The organism is Citricoccus sp. CH26A (genome assembly GCF_000224415.1).
Taxonomy (GTDB): Bacteria; Actinomycetota; Actinomycetes; order Actinomycetales; family Micrococcaceae; genus Citricoccus.
Genome location: NZ_AFXQ01000001.1, coordinates 250,562 through 268,943 on the forward strand (window position 1 = coordinate 250,562; position 18,382 = coordinate 268,943).

The 18,382-nt window shown below is 72.6% G+C and carries 14 protein-coding genes and 1 pseudogene; 12 read left to right on the forward strand and 3 right to left on the reverse strand.

The features are described 5' to 3' along the window. The first annotated feature begins 13 nt into the window (after positions 1-13). The 10 genes and pseudogenes from CITRI_RS0101080 to CITRI_RS0101125 all read left to right on the forward strand — a co-directional run bounded on the left by CITRI_RS0101080 (position 14) and on the right by CITRI_RS0101125 (position 11,633). Complete coding sequence (locus CITRI_RS0101080) at positions 14-208, forward strand: ubiquitin-like protein Pup (protein WP_010142696.1); 195 nt, start codon at positions 14-16, stop codon at positions 206-208. Between the two features lie 6 nt (positions 209-214). Beyond that, a pseudogene (pafA, locus tag CITRI_RS15745) lies at positions 215-1,683 on the forward strand (Pup--protein ligase). Between the two features lie 91 nt (positions 1,684-1,774). Then, positions 1,775-2,818, forward strand: coding sequence for an FKBP-type peptidyl-prolyl cis-trans isomerase (locus CITRI_RS15750; RefSeq protein WP_010142699.1), 1,044 nt, complete (start codon positions 1,775-1,777; stop codon positions 2,816-2,818). 81 nt (positions 2,819-2,899) lie between these two features. Further along, a complete protein-coding gene (locus tag CITRI_RS0101095) occupies positions 2,900-3,295 on the forward strand; it encodes an FKBP-type peptidyl-prolyl cis-trans isomerase (RefSeq protein ID WP_010142700.1) in 396 nt (131 codons plus the stop codon). 8 nt (positions 3,296-3,303) lie between these two features. Further along, positions 3,304-5,373, forward strand: coding sequence for a YafY family protein (locus CITRI_RS0101100; RefSeq protein ID WP_010142701.1), 2,070 nt, complete (start codon positions 3,304-3,306; stop codon positions 5,371-5,373). A 31-nt stretch (positions 5,374-5,404) separates the two neighbouring features. Next, complete coding sequence (gene tatA, locus CITRI_RS0101105; protein ID WP_010142702.1) at positions 5,405-5,683, forward strand: Sec-independent protein translocase subunit TatA; 279 nt, start codon at positions 5,405-5,407, stop codon at positions 5,681-5,683. A gap of 18 nt (positions 5,684-5,701) precedes the next feature. Beyond that, positions 5,702-6,559, forward strand: coding sequence for a twin-arginine translocase subunit TatC (tatC, locus tag CITRI_RS0101110; protein ID WP_029138934.1), 858 nt, complete (start codon positions 5,702-5,704; stop codon positions 6,557-6,559). Positions 6,560-6,610: 51 nt separating this feature from the next. After that, positions 6,611-9,697 carry an RNA helicase gene (locus tag CITRI_RS0101115; RefSeq protein WP_010142704.1) on the forward strand — a complete coding sequence of 1,029 codons (3,087 nt, stop codon included), beginning with the start codon at positions 6,611-6,613 and terminating at the stop codon, positions 9,695-9,697. Then, the gene (locus CITRI_RS0101120; protein ID WP_010142705.1) at positions 9,694-10,809 is read left to right on the forward strand and encodes an amidohydrolase family protein; all 1,116 of its coding nucleotides are present in this window, start codon (positions 9,694-9,696) and stop codon (positions 10,807-10,809) included. Before CITRI_RS0101115 ends, CITRI_RS0101120 begins: the two co-directional genes overlap by 4 nt. Positions 10,810-10,901: 92 nt before the next feature. Further along, entirely contained in the window at positions 10,902-11,633 is a 732-nt protein-coding gene (locus tag CITRI_RS0101125) for a polyprenol monophosphomannose synthase (protein ID WP_029138935.1), read from the forward strand. A 116-nt stretch (positions 11,634-11,749) separates the two neighbouring features. Here CITRI_RS0101125 and CITRI_RS0101130 read toward each other — a convergent pair whose 3' ends face one another. The 3 genes from CITRI_RS0101130 to CITRI_RS0101140 all read right to left on the reverse strand — a co-directional run bounded on the left by CITRI_RS0101130 (position 11,750) and on the right by CITRI_RS0101140 (position 13,986). Further along, complete coding sequence (locus CITRI_RS0101130; RefSeq protein WP_010142709.1) at positions 11,750-12,097, reverse strand: RNA polymerase-binding protein RbpA; 348 nt, start codon at positions 12,095-12,097, stop codon at positions 11,750-11,752. Between the two features lie 111 nt (positions 12,098-12,208). Continuing rightward, positions 12,209-13,426, reverse strand: a complete 1,218-nt coding sequence (locus CITRI_RS0101135) for an SPFH domain-containing protein (RefSeq protein ID WP_083843175.1) — start codon at positions 13,424-13,426, stop codon at positions 12,209-12,211. Between the two features lie 65 nt (positions 13,427-13,491). Further along, a complete protein-coding gene (locus CITRI_RS0101140; RefSeq protein WP_010142711.1) occupies positions 13,492-13,986 on the reverse strand; it encodes an NfeD family protein in 495 nt (164 codons plus the stop codon). A gap of 485 nt (positions 13,987-14,471) precedes the next feature. On the opposite strand from CITRI_RS0101140, the gene CITRI_RS15755 reads away from it, so the two are divergent. Continuing rightward, a complete protein-coding gene (locus tag CITRI_RS15755) occupies positions 14,472-16,223 on the forward strand; it encodes a prolyl oligopeptidase family serine peptidase (RefSeq protein ID WP_010142712.1) in 1,752 nt (583 codons plus the stop codon). A gap of 31 nt (positions 16,224-16,254) precedes the next feature. Continuing rightward, on the forward strand, positions 16,255-18,357 hold the full coding sequence (locus CITRI_RS0101150; protein WP_010142713.1) for an NADPH-dependent 2,4-dienoyl-CoA reductase: 2,103 nt from the start codon (positions 16,255-16,257) through the stop codon (positions 18,355-18,357). Positions 18,358-18,382 lie beyond the last annotated feature (25 nt).

The following is an 18,382-nucleotide window of genomic DNA, read 5'->3' on the forward strand; positions in this document are numbered from 1 at the left end:
AGACGCAGGAGGCATGATGTCACAGCAGTACAGCGGATCGAGGTCCGAGCGCGAGGAGGACCTCCCGGAGCCGGCTCCGGCCCCCGCGGGCGGCTCCGCGCAGGCAGGTACCACCGACCTGGACAGCCTGCTGGACGAGATCGACTCGGTGCTGGAGACCAATGCCGAGGAGTTCGTCAAGGGCTTCGTCCAGAAGGGCGGGCAGTAACCGCCCATGGACCGCAGGATCTATGGCGTCGAGACCGAGTTCGGCGTGCACTACTCCCACCCGGGAGCCCGTCCGCTGACCCCGGAGGAGGTGGCCCGCTACCTCTTCCGCCCCGTGGTCGAGTGGGGGCGGTCCTCGAACGTCTTCGTCTCCAACGGGTCCCGGCTCTACCTGGACGTGGGCTCCCACCCGGAGTACGCGACCGCCGAGTGCTCCACCCTGGACGAACTGGTCGCGGTGGACAAGGCGGGCGAGGTGATGATGCAGCAGCTCATCGACCAGGCAACGGAACGGATGGCCGCGGACGGATTCACCGGGACCATCTACCTGTACAAGAACAACGCCGACTCCGCCGGCAACTCCTACGGCTCCCACGAGAACTACCTCCTGAACCGGCGCACCGAGTTCCGCCGCCTGTCCGAGGCCCTGATCCCCTTCCTCATCACCCGGCAGCTGTACGCCGGGGCCGGGAAGGTGGTGGCGCCGCGCACCGGGGACACCGACCCCGGCACCCTGGACCGGGACCGGCCGGACGGTGCGCACTTCGCCTTCTCGCAGCGCGCCGACCACGTCATGGAGGGCATCTCCTCGGCCACCACCCGTTCGAGGCCGATCATCAACACGCGCGATGAACCGCACGCCGACGCCGCGGAGTACCGGCGCCTGCACGTGATCGTGGGGGACTCGAACATGTCCGAGACCACCCAGCTGGTCCGTTTCGGCGCGACGGACCTGATGCTGCGGATGATCGAGGCCGGCACGCCCCTGGGCGACCACCAGCTGGAGAACCCCATCCTGGCGATCCGCCAGGTCTCGCACGACCTCACCGGCACCGCCGAGCTGTCCCTACGCTCGGGACAGCGCCGGTCCGCGCTGCAGCTGCAGCGGCACTACCTGGAGCAGGCCACCGCGTTCGTCGAGCGGCACGGGGCCCACCACGACCGCCTCGACGCCGTGCTCGACCTGTGGGAACGGGCCCTGGACGCCGTGGAGCGCCAGGACCCCGCGGGCATCGACACCGAGATCGACTGGGCGATCAAGCAGCGGTTCCTGACCCGCTACGCCGACCGGCACGGGCTCGACTGGGATTCCGCCCGGCTGGCCCAGCTCGACCTGTCCTACCACGACATCACCCCCGGACGGGGCCTGTTCACGCTGCTGCAGTCCCGCGGGGCGGCGGCCCGTTTCCTGGACGACGACACCGTCCGACAGGCGGTCGACACCCCCCGGCCACGACGCGCGCCGCACTGCGGGGACGGTTCATCCAGGCGGCCCGCGAGTCCGGGCAGTCCTATGCCGTGGACTGGACGCACTTGAAGCTCTCCGACCGGCCCCTGCTGACCGTCACCACCAAGGACCCGTTCCAGACCTCGTCCGAGCGGCTGGACGAACTGCTGCGGTCCATCCCGTCACCGGACCACGCCCCGGCCAAGGGACACCGGGACGGCGATGCGTCCAGCATCCCTCCAGTGTGACGTGGCACAGTAGAGTGTCCGGGTCCCACCCCGGAGAGGGTTCCTCGGCGCCGCCCGCGCCGCGGGCCCGCTGGCACTACCGAAGGATCCCATGACTGGTACCGCCCCCCGTTCCGCACCCCGCTCCCTGACCCGGTCCCCGCGCCGTCTGCGGGCGGCCGCGCCCCTGGGGCTCGCCCTGGCCGGGGCGCTGCTGCTGGCCGGCTGCGCCGAACCGGAGGCACGCGGCGCCGGGGACAAGGAGGCCCTCAAGCCGGTCTCGCTCTCGGTCGCCGATGACGGCAGCCCGGAGGTCACCGTGGACGGGGAGATCGAGACCGACCAGGTCTCCTCCCGCGTCCTGAAGGACGGGGACGGGGAGGAGATCGAGCCGGGGGACGTCGCCATGGTCCAGACCGCCGTGGTGGACCCGGCCACGGGCGAGGTCACCGCGGACAACTTCACCCAGGGCTCGGAGGCGGTCCACCTCACGGAGGGGCTGAAGCAGGCGAACGAGGTCCTGTACAACATGATCGACCAGAACCGGGTCGGGGCGCAGGTCGCCTTCTTCATGCCCGCCGGGCAGCAGGGCCAGGGCGCCAAGGACCAGCTCATGGTCTTCCAGATCGCCGGGGCGAGCCCGGCCCGCGCCAACGGGGAGTCCGTCGGGGACATCGACCCGAAGCTGCCCGCGGTGACGCTGGACGAGGAGTCCGGTGAGCCCACCATCGCCACGCCCGAGGGCAAGGCTCCCCAGGACCTGGTGGTCCAGCCACTCATCCAGGGCGAGGGTGCCGAGGTGGGAGCCCAGGACTACGTCACCGTCCAGTACAAGGGCATCAAGTGGTCAGACGGTGAGGAGTTCGACTCCTCCTGGTCCCGGGACGAGCTCTCCGGCTTCCAGCTGACGGGCGTGATCGAGGGATGGACCGAGGGCCTGCAGGGCCAGAAGGTCGGCTCCCAGGTCCTGCTCGTCGTGCCGCCGGCGAAGGGCTACGGCGGTTCCGAGCACGAGCTGGCCAAGGAGACCCTGGTCTTCGTCGTCGACATCATCCACGCCATGCCCCCGGCCCAGCCGGCCGAACAACCCCAGGGCGGCGCCGGGAAGTCCACGGAGGGGGCCTCCGCCGAGCCCTCCCCGTCCGCCTCGGAGTAGTCCCGGACCCGGCCGGCCCCCTGCCGAGTCTTCAGTAGGATGGGCTGACGCACCTCCCCCCACCTGGAAGGAATCCCACCCATGTCCTTCGGACAGCGCAACTATGACCGTTCCCGCCCTGAGATCGAGTTCCCGGGGGAGACCCCGCCGGAGGACCTCGTCATCGAGGACCTGATCGAGGGCTCCGGTCCCGCCGTGCAGGCCGGGGACAATGTCGAGTGCCACTACGTGGGGGTCGCCTGGTCCACCGGCGCCGAGTTCGACGCCTCCTGGAACCGCGGACAGCCGCTGCCCTTCACGGTGGGCGTCGGCCAGGTCATCAAGGGCTGGGACGACGGGCTGCTGGGCATGAAGCCCGGGGGACGCCGCCGGCTGGAGATCCCGCCGCACCTGGCCTACGGGGACAACGGCGCCGGCGCCGAGATCGGCCCCGGGGAGACCCTCATCTTCGTCGTGGACCTCGTCGACGTCCGCTGATCCCCGGCGTGAGCGCACCCTCCTCTCCGGACCCGGCCTTCCAGCCCCCGGCCACGGAGCGCATCGTCTCCGTGCTGTGGCTGCTGCTCGCCCATGAACGCCGCGGTGTCACGAAGGACTCCCTGCGCCGCTACGTGGACGGGTATGCCGCCGCGACCTCGGAGCAGGCCTTCGAGAAGATGTTCACCCGGGACAAGGAGGTCCTCAAGGACATCGGGGTGCCCCTCAGGGCCCACGAGGTCCAGGAGACCGGGAACTGGGAGGGTGCGGAGCGTGCCGACGAGGTGCGCTACCGCATCGACCCCGAGCAGATGTACCTGCCGCACGTCGACTTCACCAATGCCGAGCGCCTCGCCCTGGTGCGGGCCCGCTCGGCGTGGCAGGGCTCCGACGTCGACCGTGCCGTGGTCCGTGCCCTCGGCAGGCTCGATGCGGGGGAGGACTGGGTGGCGGCCACCTCCACCTCCGACCACGAGGCCTTCGGGGCCCGGCTGGCCGGTGCCGACCGGACCCTCACCGCCCTGGCCGATGCGGTCCGGGGCCAGTCCGTCATCGCCTTCGACTACCGCACCGCCGGTGCGCCGGAGGCGCACCGGCGTACCGTGCGTGCCTGGGCCCTGACCAACCCCACGGGCGTCTGGTACCTCGTCGGCTGGGACCTCGACCGGCAGGCCCAGCGGACGTTCCGGCTCACGCGCATGGAGTCCGAACCCCGCCCGGCCACGGACGGCGGGCGCCCTGCCCCCGGGCGGCCCGCGGGCTTCGACCTGCAGGCCGTCCGCGACCTCGTCTCCGGTGAGCGGGAACCGGCCACGGTGGACCTGGAGCTGCGCCCCGGCCGGGCGGTCGGTCTGCGCCTGGGCGCCGAGCCCCGGGGGACCACCCGTGACGGCTGGGACCGGGTGAGCCTGAGATACACCCGCTCCGCCGAACTGGCCGGCACCGTCGCCGCGGCCGGACCCACCGCGCGGGTCCCGGCCACCTCGGCCGCGGTGCGCGACGCCGTCGTGCGCCTGCTGGACGGCGCCCTGGCGGCCCACCGGTTGCCCGTCCCGCCGTATGAGCTGGTCGAACCGCGACGCCGCCGCAACCGCCGCAGTGACCGGGACAGGGTCGCGACCATGGTGGACGTCATCGGGCTGATCAACCAGCGCGGGGCCATGCCCCGCACGGAGCTGGCGGAGCGGCTCGACGTCACCGACGCGGAACTGGAGAGGATCCTCCAGGAGCTCCAGTTCTGCGGCATGCCAGAGCGGTACTTCGCCGGCGAGCAATTCGAGGTCGAGGACCAGGACGGACGGATACGCATCAGCCAGGCGGAGGACCTGTCCGGTCCGCTGCGGCTGAGCATCCCGGAGGCCGGCGCCCTGCTCGTCGGGCTGCGCGCCTCCGCGGGCATCCCCGGACTGTCCGAGGAGGAGCGTGCCGCGGCCCGGACGGCGCTGGCCAAGATCGTGGCCGCGTCCGGCCCCGAGGTGGAGCGCGCGGCGGACGGCATCAACGCCCGGTTCGACTTCGGCCCCTACGCCGACGTGGCGGGGCGACTGCACGCCGCGGTGCGGGAGCGCCGGGTGCTGACCATCACGTACCACGCCGCCGGGCGGGACGAGCAGAGCCGGCGCGAGGTCGAGCCCCTGCGGATCACCACCCAGGGTGGGCACGGCTACCTCCAGGCGTGGTGCCGGCAGCAGGAGGGCCTGCGCAACTTCAGGCTCGACCGGATCGGGGAGATCGAGGAGACCGGGGAGACCCACGCCGGTCGGCAGGTGGCCCTGGACGGGCCGTTGTTCTCCCCGCACGGCGCCGAGAGCACCGCCCACGTGCTCTTCGCCCACCGGATCCGGGACCTGGCCGACGGGTTCCGCCCCGAGCGCACGGCCACGCTGGCGGACGGGTCCGTGGTGGCCGAGGTCCGCCTGGCCTCCGCGGACTACGCGCGCGCCCAGGCCGCCCGGCACGGGGGCGAATTCCGCGTGCTGCAACCGGCGTCACTCGTCGACGCGGTGACCGGCTGGCTCGCGGAGGCCAGGGCCGGTTATGACGTGCCCGAGGCGTTCCCGCCCAGCCCCGTGCCGTAGACTCGAACCGTTCAATCGAAAGGACGTCCTCATGTTCGCCGGACTCCAGGGATGGCAGCTCGTCATCATCATCGCCCTGGTGCTGCTGTTGTTCGCAGCGCCCAAGCTGCCCGCAATGGCCCGCAACCTCGGGCAGTCCATGCGGATCTTCAAGTCCGAGGTCAAGCAGATGAAGGACGACGACGGACACGGCAGGAGCGCGGGCCAGGACGACTCCGCCCCGGTCGAGGGACGCATCGTCGACGGTGGCCAGGCCGACGCCCCGCGCACCGGTGACCGCCGCACCACCGGTTCCGACGACCAGAAGTAGGCGGGCGGTCCGCACTCCATGTCGACCGCTTCCGAGGCCGGCCGCTCCCGGCGCGTCCGCGTGTCCCGGAGGAAGAACCCCGACGGGCAGATGCCCCTCAAGGACCACCTGCGGGAGCTGCGCAACCGGCTGATCATCGCCGGCGTCGGGCTGTTGCTCGGCGCCATCGTCGGTTTCATCATCTACCAGCCGTTCTTCTCGGCCCTGATCGACCCGGTCCACCGACTCTCGGACGAGGGACGGATCGTGACCGTGGCCTTCAGCGCCGTGGGCCAGCCCTTCGACATCATGCTGCAGGTCGCGCTCTTCGTGGGCGTGGTCATCTCCAGCCCCGTGTGGCTCTACCAGCTCTGGGCCTTCGTGGTCCCCGGGTTGAAGAAGAAGGAGAAGCGCTACGCGCTGGGATTCATCGCAGCGGCCGTCCCGCTGTTCGTCCTCGGCGTCGTGCTGGGCTGGCTCGTGCTGCCGGAGGCCGTCCAGTTCTTCGTGGGCCTGTCCCCGGAGGGCACGGCGAACGTCATCACCGCGGACGTGTACATCCCGTTCGTGCTGCGGCTGTTCCTCGCCTTCGGAGTGGCCCTGGTGCTGCCGGTCGTGCTGGTCGGCCTGAACATGCTCGGGGTGCTGCCCGGGCGGCAGATCCTCAAGCACTGGCGCATCACGGTCTTCATCATCGCCCTGATCGCGGCCCTGGCCGCGCCGGGGTCCGATGCGATGACGATGTTCTACCTGGCCATCCCCCTGGTGCTGCTCTTCGGCGTGGCCATCGTCATCTGCCTGATCAACGACCGGCGCCGAGCCCGGCGCATGGCGCGGCTCGAGCAGGACAACGAGGACTACCTCGGCACCGGGCCCACGCCACTGCGGGACCTCTGACCCCGCACGTCCCGGGGGGACCGCAGGAGGGCCATGTCCTAGGCTGGGTGCATGGCACCTTCCGCGGATGACACCACCGGCCGGCTGAGCCCCGCGGAGCGGTACGCCGCAGCCCGCCGCCGCACCGCCGAGGCGAAGACGGAGCTGGGCCGGTTCACCGCCACGCTGGACTTCCCGCTGGATCCCTTCCAGGACCAGGCCTGCCGTGAGCTCGAGGCCGGCAACGGCGTGCTCGTGGCCGCCCCCACCGGGGCCGGCAAGACCGTGGTGGGCGAGTTCGCGATCCACCTGGCCCTCGCCGCCGGCCAGAAGGCGTTCTACACCACCCCGATCAAGGCGCTGAGCAACCAGAAGTACCAGGACCTCGTCGCCACCTACGGCACGGAACGGGTGGGCCTGCTCACCGGGGACACCGCCATCAACTCGCACGCCGACGTGGTGGTGATGACCACCGAGGTGCTGCGCAACATGCTCTACGCGGACTCCGACACCCTGGTCAACCTCGGTTTCGTGGTCATGGACGAGGTGCACTACCTGGCCGACCGGTTCCGCGGCGCGGTGTGGGAGGAGGTCATCATCCACCTGCCCGAGCACGTGCAGCTGGTCTCGCTCTCCGCCACGGTCTCCAACGCCGAGGAGTTCGGTGCCTGGCTGGACACCGTCCGCGGCTCCACGGCCGTGGTCGTCTCCGAGCACCGGCCCGTGCCCCTGTGGCAGTACGTCATGGCCGGGACTCAGCTGTACGACCTGTTCGCCACGGAGGTCGCCTTCGACGAGATCGGCCCGGACACCCCGGTGCGGGACCCCGCGGATCCCGACGCCGGCGCCACGGGCACCCCGCAGCCCACCGGTCAGCTCGTGCTCAACCCCGAGCTGGCGCGGCTGGCCGAGGACCAGCGACGGCGCGAGGAACGCAGCGACTGGGGCCGGCCGAACCGTCAGCAGTACGGCGGCGGCCGCGGCGGACGCGGGGGCGGGCCCCGGGGGCGAGGCCGGGGCGGGGGAAAGCCCGGCCGGGGACAGCGGAACACGGCGTCCCCGGGCTACGGACGCCGTGAGGACGTCACCACCACGCGGTACGACGGCGGTGGATCCGGTGGACCGGGCCCGGCCGGAGGTCGGCACGAGGCTCCGCAGCGCGTCCGCAGCGACCTGCGCGTGTCCCGTCCGGGCATGGTCCGCACCCTGGAACGCGAGGGCCTGCTGCCCTGCATCACCTTCGTCTTCTCGCGCGCCGGGTGCGACGGTGCCGTGGAGCAGTGCCTGTGGGCCGGACTGGACCTGACCACCCCGGGGGAGAAGCAGCAGATCCAGTCCGTGGTGGACGAGGCCGCCGGGTCACTGCCGCCCGAGGACCTGGACGTCCTGGGGTTCTGGGGCTGGCGCGACGGGCTGTCCCGGGGCTTCGCCGCCCACCACGCCGGCATGCTCCCGCCGTTCAAGGAGGTCGTGGAGAAGCTGTTCGGCGCCGGCCTGGTCAAGGTCGTCTTCGCCACCGAGACCCTGGCCCTCGGGGTGAACATGCCGGCCCGCACCGTGGTGATCGAGAAGCTGGAGAAGTTCAACGGCGAGGCCCACGTCAACATCACCGCGGGGGAGTACACCCAGCTGACCGGTCGGGCGGGACGCCGGGGGATCGACGTCGAGGGCCACGCCGTGGTGCTCTGGCGGCCCGGGCTGGATCCGGCCGCCGTGGCCGGGCTGGCCTCGCGCCGGACCTACCCGCTGAACTCCTCGTTCCGGCCCACCTACAACATGTCCGTGAACCTCATCGCCCAGTTCGGCCTCGAGCGCTCCCGCACCATCCTGGAGTCCTCGTTCGCCCAGTTCCAGGCGGACCGCTCGGTCGTGGGCCTGGCCCGCGAGGTCCGCAGCCGCGAGGAGTCGCTGGCCGGCTACGAGAAGTCCATGACCTGCCACCTGGGGGACTTCACCGAGTACGCCCGGCTGCGCAAGGAACTCTCGGAGGCGGAGAAGGACTCCTCCAAGGGCCGCCACCGCGCCCGCCAGCGGGCGGTCAAGGAGTCCCTGGCCAACCTGCTTCCCGGGGACGTCGTCGAGGTGCCCGGACCGCGCCGGCTGGGCACCGTCGTCGTGGTGTTCCCCGCCGGCAACCCGGCGAACCCGCGGGTCGGCGTGATCACCCAGCAGGCCCAGCTGCGCCGCATCTCCACCGAGGACCTCGATGCCCCCGTGGACCCGGTGGCCGGGGCCAGGCTGCCGCAGAACATCCAGGTGAAGACCCCCAGCCAGCGCAAGGACATCGCCTCCGCCATGCGGGCGGCCCTGCGCGAGCACCGACCGGCTCCCGGTGGCCGGTCCACCGCGGGCTTCCGGTTCCGGGACGAGGGAGCCGGGGAACGGGTCGAGGAGCTGAGGCGGCAGTTGGAGCGGCACCCCTGCCACGGGTGCCGGGACCGCGAGGAGCACGCCCGCTGGGCCGAGCGCTGGTGGAAGCTGCGCAAGGAGGTGGACCAGCTCTCCGCCCGCATCGCCGGGCGCACGAACACGATCGCCCGCGCGTTCGACCGGCTGACCGGCCTGCTCACCACCTACGGCTACGTGGACGCCGAGGCCGCGGTGGCCGGCGCCGTGGCGGGGACCACGGAGTCCCCGGGGGTGACCGCCTCCGGTCAGACGCTGCGCCGGATCTACGGCGAGCGGGACCTGCTGACCTCCCTGCTGCTCGAGGACGGCCTGGCGCGCGAACTCGACCCGGAGGAACTGGCCGGTTTCGCGGCCCTGCTGGTCTACCAGGCCAAGGGCGACGAGACCGTGGGCATCCCGCAGATGCCCACCGCCCGGCTCCAGGAGGTCCTGGACCGCACCGGTGAGCACTGGTACGAGCTCCAGCTGGCCGAACGGGGTGCCCAGCTCGAACCGACGCCCGAGCCGGACGCCGGGTTGGTCTGGCCCATCCACCGGTGGGCCCGGGGACGGAACCTGCGCGACGCCCTCAAGGGCACGGACCTCGCCGCGGGGGACTTCGTGCGGTGGGCCCGCCAGGTGATCGACCTGCTGGACCAGCTCTCCAAGGTGCCGGGCCACCCCGGGCTGCCACGCCAGTGCCAGCGTGCCGTGGATCTCATCCGCCGCGGCGTGGTCGCGTACTCTAGTGTGGATACGCTGGACGGATGACCACTCTCTACGTCAACGGCACCATCCACTCCACGTCCGACCCCTACGCCACGGCCGTGCTCGTGGACGGCGGGTCCGTCGCCTGGGTCGGAGCCGATGACACCGCCGAGCAGATGCGGCAGCGCACCGGGGCGGACTGGGAGGTCGTGGACCTCGATGAGGCCCTCGTGGTCCCCGCCTTCGTGGACTCGCTCGGCCCGGCCACCGGTGCCGATCCCGCCTCGTCGGGGGCGTTCCTCTCGGTGACCGTCAGCGCCGCCGGTTCCGTCAGCGCCGCCGGTTCCGTCAGCGGCGACGGCGCCGCCACCGTGACCTACCTGCCGGTCGAGGCCGGCCGGGTGCCCCGGTCACCCGAGGAGGCCCGCGTCGCGGCGGGGGAGTGTGACACCGGGGGTGCGGCCGTGGCCGGACTGGCCGCCGTCGTGGGGCCGACGGGCCTGGACGCGCGGACCGCGGCCGGACTGGCCGACGTGGCCACCGAGGCCGGCGTCCAGGTGTACTTCCTGCCGGAGGACGCCGAGGGCCTGGAGGCCGTGATCGTCGCCGTCGCCGGGGCCGCCGAGGCCCAGGGACAGGCCGCCACCGGGCGGGCCCGGCACCGCGTCGCGTGGAATGGCCCCGTTCCGGAGTCCACGATCGAGCACCTCAGCCGTCTGGGCGTGTCCGTGACCGTGGTCCCGGACGCCACCGGTGCCGTCCTCGCGCCCGTCGCCTCGTTGCTTGCCCGGGGGGTTCCGGTCTGCCTCGGCACCGGGGCCGGGTCCCGGGACCTCTGGTCGGCCGTCCGGGCCTGCCTCGAGCACGGGGACCCGGACCAGCGGATCTCCGCCCGGGCCGGTTTCACCGCCGCCACCCGGGCCGGGCTGCGCGCGCTGCCAGCCGCCGTCGCCGACCGGTTCGGGACGGCCGGCCGGATCGCGCCGTCCGCCCCGGCCACGTTCGGCATCTGGGCCACGGAGGCGCTCAGCGTGCAGGCACCGGATGGACGCGTGGCCGCCTGGAGCACCGACACCCGCGCCGGGACCCCGCTGCTTCCGGTCCTCGAGGAGGGCACCGCCGCCCCACGGTGCGTGGCCACGGTCGTGAACGGCGCCCTCGCCCACCGGTCCTGAGCCCCCGGTCCGTTCCCTCCGGCCCGCTCCCCGACGGCCACCCCTATACTTGACTGCCAATGCCCCCGGACGACCCGAAGGACTGCTCCAGCATGCGCGTGCTCACCATCATCCCCACGTACAACGAGATCGAGTCACTGCCCCGCACCCTCGATCGACTGCGCGTGGCCGTCCCGGAGTCGGACGTGCTGGTGGTGGACGACGCCTCGCCGGACGGCACGGGCCAGTGGGCCGATGATGCCGCGGCGTCCGACGCGCAGGTCCACGTCCTGCACCGGACCCAGAAGAACGGGCTGGGCGGGGCATACATCGCCGGCTTCCGCTGGGGCCTGGAGCGCGGGTACGACGTGCTGGTGGAGATGGACGCCGACGGCTCCCACCAGCCGGAACAGCTGCCCCGGCTGCTCGAGGCCGTCAACGGCGCGGACCTGGTGATCGGCTCCCGCCGTGTCCCGGGCGGCAAGATGGTGAACTGGCCGGCCCACCGCAAGCTCATCTCGGCCTGCGGTTCGCTGTACCCCCGGATCATGCTCGGCCTGAAGCTCACCGACGTCACCGCCGGCTACCGCGCCTACCGCGCGGACACGCTCCGCGCGATCGACCTGGACGACGTCCAGTCCAAGGGGTATGGCTTCCAGGTCGACATGACCTTCCGCACCGCGCTGCTGGGCAAGCGGATCACCGAGGTGCCGATCACCTTCGTGGAACGCGAGTACGGCGAGTCCAAGATGAGCGGGAACATCATCACCGAGGCCGTCACCTCGGTGACCAAGTGGGGCCTGCAGGCCCGCTGGAACGTGCTCAAGGCCCGGCTCGGCGGCTGAGCCCCGGTCGGCGCCAGGGGCCGGACCCGGAGCCGGGAACAGCGGAGGCCCGCATCGATCGCGATGCGGGCCTCCGCTGTCTGGTGGTCCGGGACGTCCCGGCGCTCAGCAACCGGTCAGGAGCTGGTCTTCTCGCCCCGGCGTTCGCGGAGCTTGTTCAGCTGGCCCTCCAGGGCGTCCTCGAGTTCCTCGATGCTGCGCCGCTCCAGGAGCATGTCCCAGTGGGTGCGGACCGGCTTGGCGTCGGTCTGGTCCGGCTTCTCGCCGTCGACCAGGAGCGCCTCCTTGCCGGTCTTCGAGGTCCAGGTGGCGGGGATCTCCGCGTCCGTGGCGAACACCACGAACACCTGCTCACCGTCCTCGGTGCGGTACTCGACCCGCTGACGCGGGGCTGGCTCCACTCCGGACTCGGACTCCATGGACTGGGCGCCCAGGCGCATGCCGCGCAGGCTGCGGTCGCTCATTCGGTCTCCTTCCGGCCCCCATCGGGGCGGTACGACGTCGACCCACCAGTCTACCGTGCACCGTCGGGTACCTCGGCCGGTCCGGCGGGGGGATCTGAGGGTGCCAACGCCTCAGGACCCGTCTTTGTTCCCGTCCTCGCCGATCCGGCCCTCCGGGCTGACCGCGTCCGTCCCCCCGGGGGCACGCCGCGGCATGGTGGGCGCGTCCGCAGGGGAGGTCGAGGCCTGCAGGGCGCGCTCGGCGGTCGCCGAGTGCTCGTCCTCGAGGATCGCCGGCGGCGCCAGCGCCTCCTCCAGCGGGGTGTCCGTGATGGCGCCCAGGCCCTGGCCGGCCTCGCTCAGCTCGGCGGCGGTGGTCGGCCGCGGCTCCCGACGACGGCCCCGGGGCCGGGCGTCGGCCTCGCCGTCATCGTCGCCGCCGGAGGACGCGTCCCCCAGGTCCTGCGCGGCGGACTCCGCCGAGCCGGAACCGCCGAAGGCCGAACCCATCCGGCCCAGGGCGTCCGTGAGCTCCGCGGGGATGACCCACACCTTGTTCGACTCGCCCTCGGCGATCTTCGGCAGCGTCTCGAGGTACTTGTAGGCGAGCAGGTCCGGGTCCGGGCGGCCCTCGTGGATGGCCTCGAACACCACGTGGATGGCCTCCGCCTCGGCGTTGGCCCGCAGGATGCGGGCCTGGGCGTCACCCTCGGCCTCGAGGATCGCGGCCTGGCGCTCACCCTCGGCGGTGAGGATCTCGGCCTGCTTGGTGCCCTCGGCGGTCAGGATGGCGGCACGGCGGTCCCGCTCGGCGCGCATCTGCTTCTCCATCGAGTCCTGGATGGAGTGCGGCGGGTCGATGGCCTTGAGCTCCACTCGCGAGACCCGCAGTCCCCACTTGCCGGTGGCCTCGTCCAGCACCCCGCGCAGCTGGTTGTTGATGGAGTCGCGGCTCGTCAGCGCGACCTCGAGGTTCATGCCGCCGACCACGTTGCGCAGGGTGGTGGTGGTGAGCTGTTCCACCGCGTGGATGTAGTTGTTGATCTCGTAGGTGGCCGCCTTGGCGTCGGTCACCTGGAAGTACACCACCGTGTCGATGGACACCACGAGGTTGTCCTCCGTGATCACCGGTTGGGGCGGGAAGGACACCACCTGTTCCCGCATGTCCATCAGGGGCCGCATCCGGTCGATGAACGGGATCATCAGCGTCAGCCCGGCCCCCCGGGTGCTCTGGTACTTGCCCAGGCGCTCGACGATGCCGGCCCGCGCCTGGGGCACGATCCGCACCGCCCGGATCAGGATGATGGCCACCAGGACCGCTACGACGATGAGCACGATAAGGACTTCCACGCCCTTGCTCCCTCCTGCGGTCCGCGGACCGCCTGCTGTTCATGCTGGGTAGGTTGTGCGCCGGGTCAGGGCCCGTCGGTCTGGCCGGACCGGCCGGACTCCCAGTCGATGCTCGGACGGGGGTGGATGATGAGCGTCGCCCCCTGGACCCTGTCGATCTCCACCTCGGAACCGGCCGGGATGAGGACCCCGGTGGCCGAGCGCGCCGTCCACGTCTCGCCGTCCACCTTCGCCAGCCCGGAGTCACCCGTGGTGTCCTCCAGGACCACGGCCGTCCGGCCGGGCAGGGTGTCCACGTTGGTCAGCTGGTCCGCCGGCCCCTTCTTCAGGTGCCGCAGGGCCGTGGGCCGCACGGCCGCCAGCATCAACAGGGACGTCCCGGAGAACATGACGATCTGCAGCCAGGCCTCACCACCGGCCAGTGCCGTGGCGAGCGCGGCCGCCGCACCGGCGGCGAGCATGAGGAACACGAGGTCCAGGATGAAGACCTCCACCACGGCGAACACGACGGCCACGGTCAGCCAGAACGCCCAGAGGTTGTCACCGACCCATTCGACCATCGTGGCCTCCTGCCCGCGCGATGTGCGCCCTTCCCCCCATCCTGCCTGCTCACCAGGGCATCCGACAACGTAGGTTATGCACATGCGACCAGAGCAGCTCGACCTCATCACCTCCACCGGGGCGCCCTCGCTCACCCCGGACGGCCGGCACCTCGTGGTGGCCACCTCCCGCGCGGACTTCGGGACGGACGGTTACACCGGTCAGCTGTGGCTCATCTCGACGGACGGCGCGGCCCCGCCGCGCCGCCTGACGCGTGGCTACCGGGATGCCGGCCCGCGCGTCGCCCCGGACGGGAGGAGCGTTGCCTTCCTGCGCACGCCCGCCCCGGGAACCGGCCACGGTGCCGGGATCGACCGGGACACCCCGGCCGACTCCGCGCCGCAGCTGGTGCTGCTGCCCCTGGACGGCGGCGAGGCGCGGCTCCTCACCGACCGGCCGCTGGGGGGTTGCCCAGTTCAACTGGTCCCCGGACTCCTCCCGGATCGTGTTCAGTGCCGCGGTGCCCGAGGCCGGCCGCTACGGCACGCTGCCCGACGTCGGCCCGGCGCAGGAGGACCCGCGGCTGTTCACCGGGCCGGACCACCGCGAGAACGGACGGGGCTACACCACCGACCAGCGGGCCCAGCTGTTCGAGATCGAGCTCCCCGACCCGGACGGGGAACCCGTGTTCGCCCCGCGGGGACGGGCGAAGGCCGCCGCCGCGCCGGGCCCCACCGTGCCGCCGGCCCGTCAGCTCACCGGTGGTGAGCGCGAGGCCACCGATCCGGTCTACGCCGCCGACGGCCGGCACGTGTTCTTCACCACCACGCCCGGGGCGGGCGCCGGGCTGGACCTGCGGACCGCCGTCGCCGTGGTCGACACCCGCACCGTGGACCCGGCGGGTCCCCACGACGGCTCCGTCCGGCTCGTGGCGGGCGGACGCGAGGTGCCGACGTCCTTCTCCGGGCCGTGCGTCTCCCGCAACGGGGAATGGCTCTACCTGCAGGGGGAGGACGTGGGGGAGTCCGGCCTGGAGTTCGTGGCGGCGAACACGGGCGTCTACGCCGTGCCGGCCCCCACGGCCCTCCGCGACGCCACGGCCGGCTGGGGCCGGCCGGCGGCCACGCTCCGGCCACGGCTGCTGACCGACGCGGACGGGATGAACTGCTCCGGTGGCCCCCTACAGCCCTCGGGGCAGGACAACGTGCTGGCGCTGGCCGAGCAGCGCGGCCGGCGCGTGCTGGTGTGGATGTCCCATCACGGCCACCCGGAGACGATCGTGGACCTGCGCGGAGAGGTCACCGGCGCGTCCGAGGCCGGCGGCAACCTGGCGGTGTCCTATGCCACGGAGCTCTCCCCCGGGGCAGTGGGCATCCAGCACCGGGGGACGGGCCTGACGGAGCTCTTCGACCCGAACGACCCCTGGCGCCGGGACGCCTTCTCGACCGCGGGCCTCGAGCGCGAGTACCGGGTCCAGGACGGCGTCGAACCGGGCATGGTGCACGGGTGGGTGTTCGTCCCGCCCGGGCCGGGGCCGCACCCGGTCGTGCTCAACATCCACGGCGGCCCCTACGCGCAGTACACGTGGTCCTGGTTCGACGAGACCCAGGTGCTGGTCGAGGCCGGTTATGCCGTGGTGATGTGCAATCCGCGCGGCTCGAACGGCTACGGGTCCGAGCACGGGGCGACCATCCGAGAGAGGCTGGGCACGGTGGACCGCCAGGACATCCTGGGGTTCCTGGAGGGGGCCCTGGCCGAGTTCGGCCCGGGTGGCACGGGGGTGCTGGACGCGCGCCGGATGGGCGTGATGGGCGGTTCCTACGGCGGGTACATGACCGCCTGGATCACGGCCCACGACCACCGCTTCACGGCGGCGATCGTCGAGCGCGGATTCCTGGACCCGGTCTCCGCCCTGGGCTCCAGCGACATCGGCTGGTTCTTCACGTCCCAGTACTTCGGCGACGACCACGACCACGTCCGCACGCAGAGCCCCCTGCAGGTGGTGGACCGGGTGCGCACGCCCACCCTGGTGATCCACTCGGAACAGGACCTGCGTTGTCCGATCGAGCACGCCCAGCGGTACTACCACGCATTGTGGGCGTCCGGGGTGGAGTCCGAGCTGCTGGTGTTCCCCGGGGAGGACCATGAACTGTCCCGTTCGGGCACCCCGTGGCACCGACGGGCCCGCTTCGAGCACATCCTGCGCTGGTGGGACCGGCACCTGCCCGTCTCCCGAGGGGCCGATGCGCATGGCTGACAGATAAGTTACCGGCGAGTAGTATCGGCGCATGACCGCCACCCCCGCCTCCGGGCGCCCCGCGAGCCCCCCGTATCCGACCCTGTTCAGCCCCGTGAGGGTCGGACCGGTCCGGCTGGAGAACCGGGTGATCATGGGGTCGATGCACCTGGGCCTGGAGGACCGTCGCCGCGACGCACCGAAGCTCGCCGCGTTCTACGCGGAGCGGGCCCGCGGGGGAGTGGGGCTCATCATCACCGGTGGCTTCGCCCCGAACCGGACCGGCCGCCTCACCCCGAGGGCGGGCACGATGCGTTCGGCGGCCGACGTGGGCGCCCATCGCACGGTCACCCATGCCGTCCACGCCGCCGGCGGACGGATCGCGCTGCAGCTGCTGCACGCCGGCCGGTACTCCTACCACCCCTGGTCCGCGGCACCGGAACGCTCGACGTCACCGATCACCCCGTTCACCGCCCGCCGGATGTCCCGGCGCGCGGTCGGGCGCACCGTGGCGGACTTCGTGCGTGCGGCCGGACTGGCCCGGCGGGCCGGTTACGACGGGGTGGAGGTCATGGGATCGGAGGGCTACCTCATCAACCAGTTCCTCTCCCCACGGACCAACCGGCGCACCGACGCCTGGGGCGGCACCCCGCGCAAGCGCCGCCGGTTCGCCACGGAGATCGTCCGCCGCATCCGGGCGGCCGAGGGCCCGGACTTCCTGATCGTGTTCCGGATGTCGATGGCGGACCTCGTCCCCGACGGGCAGAGCCTCACCGAGACGCTCGACCTCGCCCGGGAGCTGGAGGAGGCCGGGGCGGACCTGCTGAACACCGGCATCGGCTGGCACGAGGCCCGGGTGCCGACCATCGTCACCTCGGTGCCCCGGGCCGCCTTCACCGCCTTCACCCGGCGGGTCCGCGAGGCAGTGACCATCCCCGTGGCCGCCTCGAACCGGATCAACATGCCCCACACCGCCGAGCAGGTCCTGGCCTCGGGACAGGCAGACCTGGTGACCATGGCCCGGCCCTTCCTGGCCGACCCGGACTGGGTGGCCAAGGCCGCCGCCGGCACCCCCGGACGCATCAACACCTGCATCGCGTGCAACCAGGCCTGTCTCGACCACACGTTCCAGAACCGGCCGGCGTCCTGCCTGGTCAACCCCCGCGCCGGCCGGGAGACGGACCCGGCCTTCCCCCCGTTGCCGGACCGGCCACTGCTGCCGGTCGCCCCCCGGTCACGCCGGCAGAGCACCGCCCCCCGGCGCGTCGCCGTCGTCGGGGCAGGCCCGGCAGGACTCGCGGCCGCCACCCAGGCCGCGGCGCGCGGACTGGACGTGGACCTGTTCGAGGCCGGCGGGGCGATCGGCGGGCAGTTCGGCCTGGCCCGGCAGATCCCCGGCAAGGAGGAGTTCGCCGAGACCCTGCGGTACTACCGGCAGCGCATCGACGAGACGGGGGTGCGCCTCCACCTGGGCCGGCGGGCCACCGCACCCGAACTGCTCGACGGCGGATACGACCGCGTCCTGCTGGCGACCGGGGTGGTGCCCCGGAGGGTCGAGCTGCCCGGCATCGACCGGCCGAACGTGCACGCGTACCCGGACGTGGTCTCCGGGCGCGTGCGCTGCGGCCCCCGCGTGGCGATCATCGGGGCCGGCGGCGTCGGCCACGACGTCGCCGGCCTGCTGACCGAACCGGACCCCGCCGCGCCGCAGGCCCCGCGGTCCTGGCACTCCCAGTGGGGCGTGGACCCGGACTTCGCCGACCGCGGCGGGCTGACCGCCGCCGACCCCGGGGCACCGGCCCGCCGGGTCCACCTCATCCAGCGCAAGACGACCCGGCTGGGCGCGGGCCTGGGCAAGACCACCGGCTGGGTCCACCGCTCGGCCCTGCGGGCCCGAGGCGTGGAGGGCATCACGGGGGCCGGATACGTGAGGATCGACGACGACGGCCTGCACCTGGACGTCGACGGCGCCCGCCGCGTGCTGGAGGTCGACGACATCGTGGTGTGCGCCGGGCAGGACTCCCAGCGCGACCTGTACGACCCGCTGGTGGCCGCGGGGGCCGGCGTCGTGCTGGTCGGCGGAGCCGACGTGGCGGCCGAACTGGACGCCAAGCGGGCCATCGAGCAGGCCACGCGGCTGGCCGCCTGCCTGTAGCCCCGGAGGGCCGCCCCGTAGACTG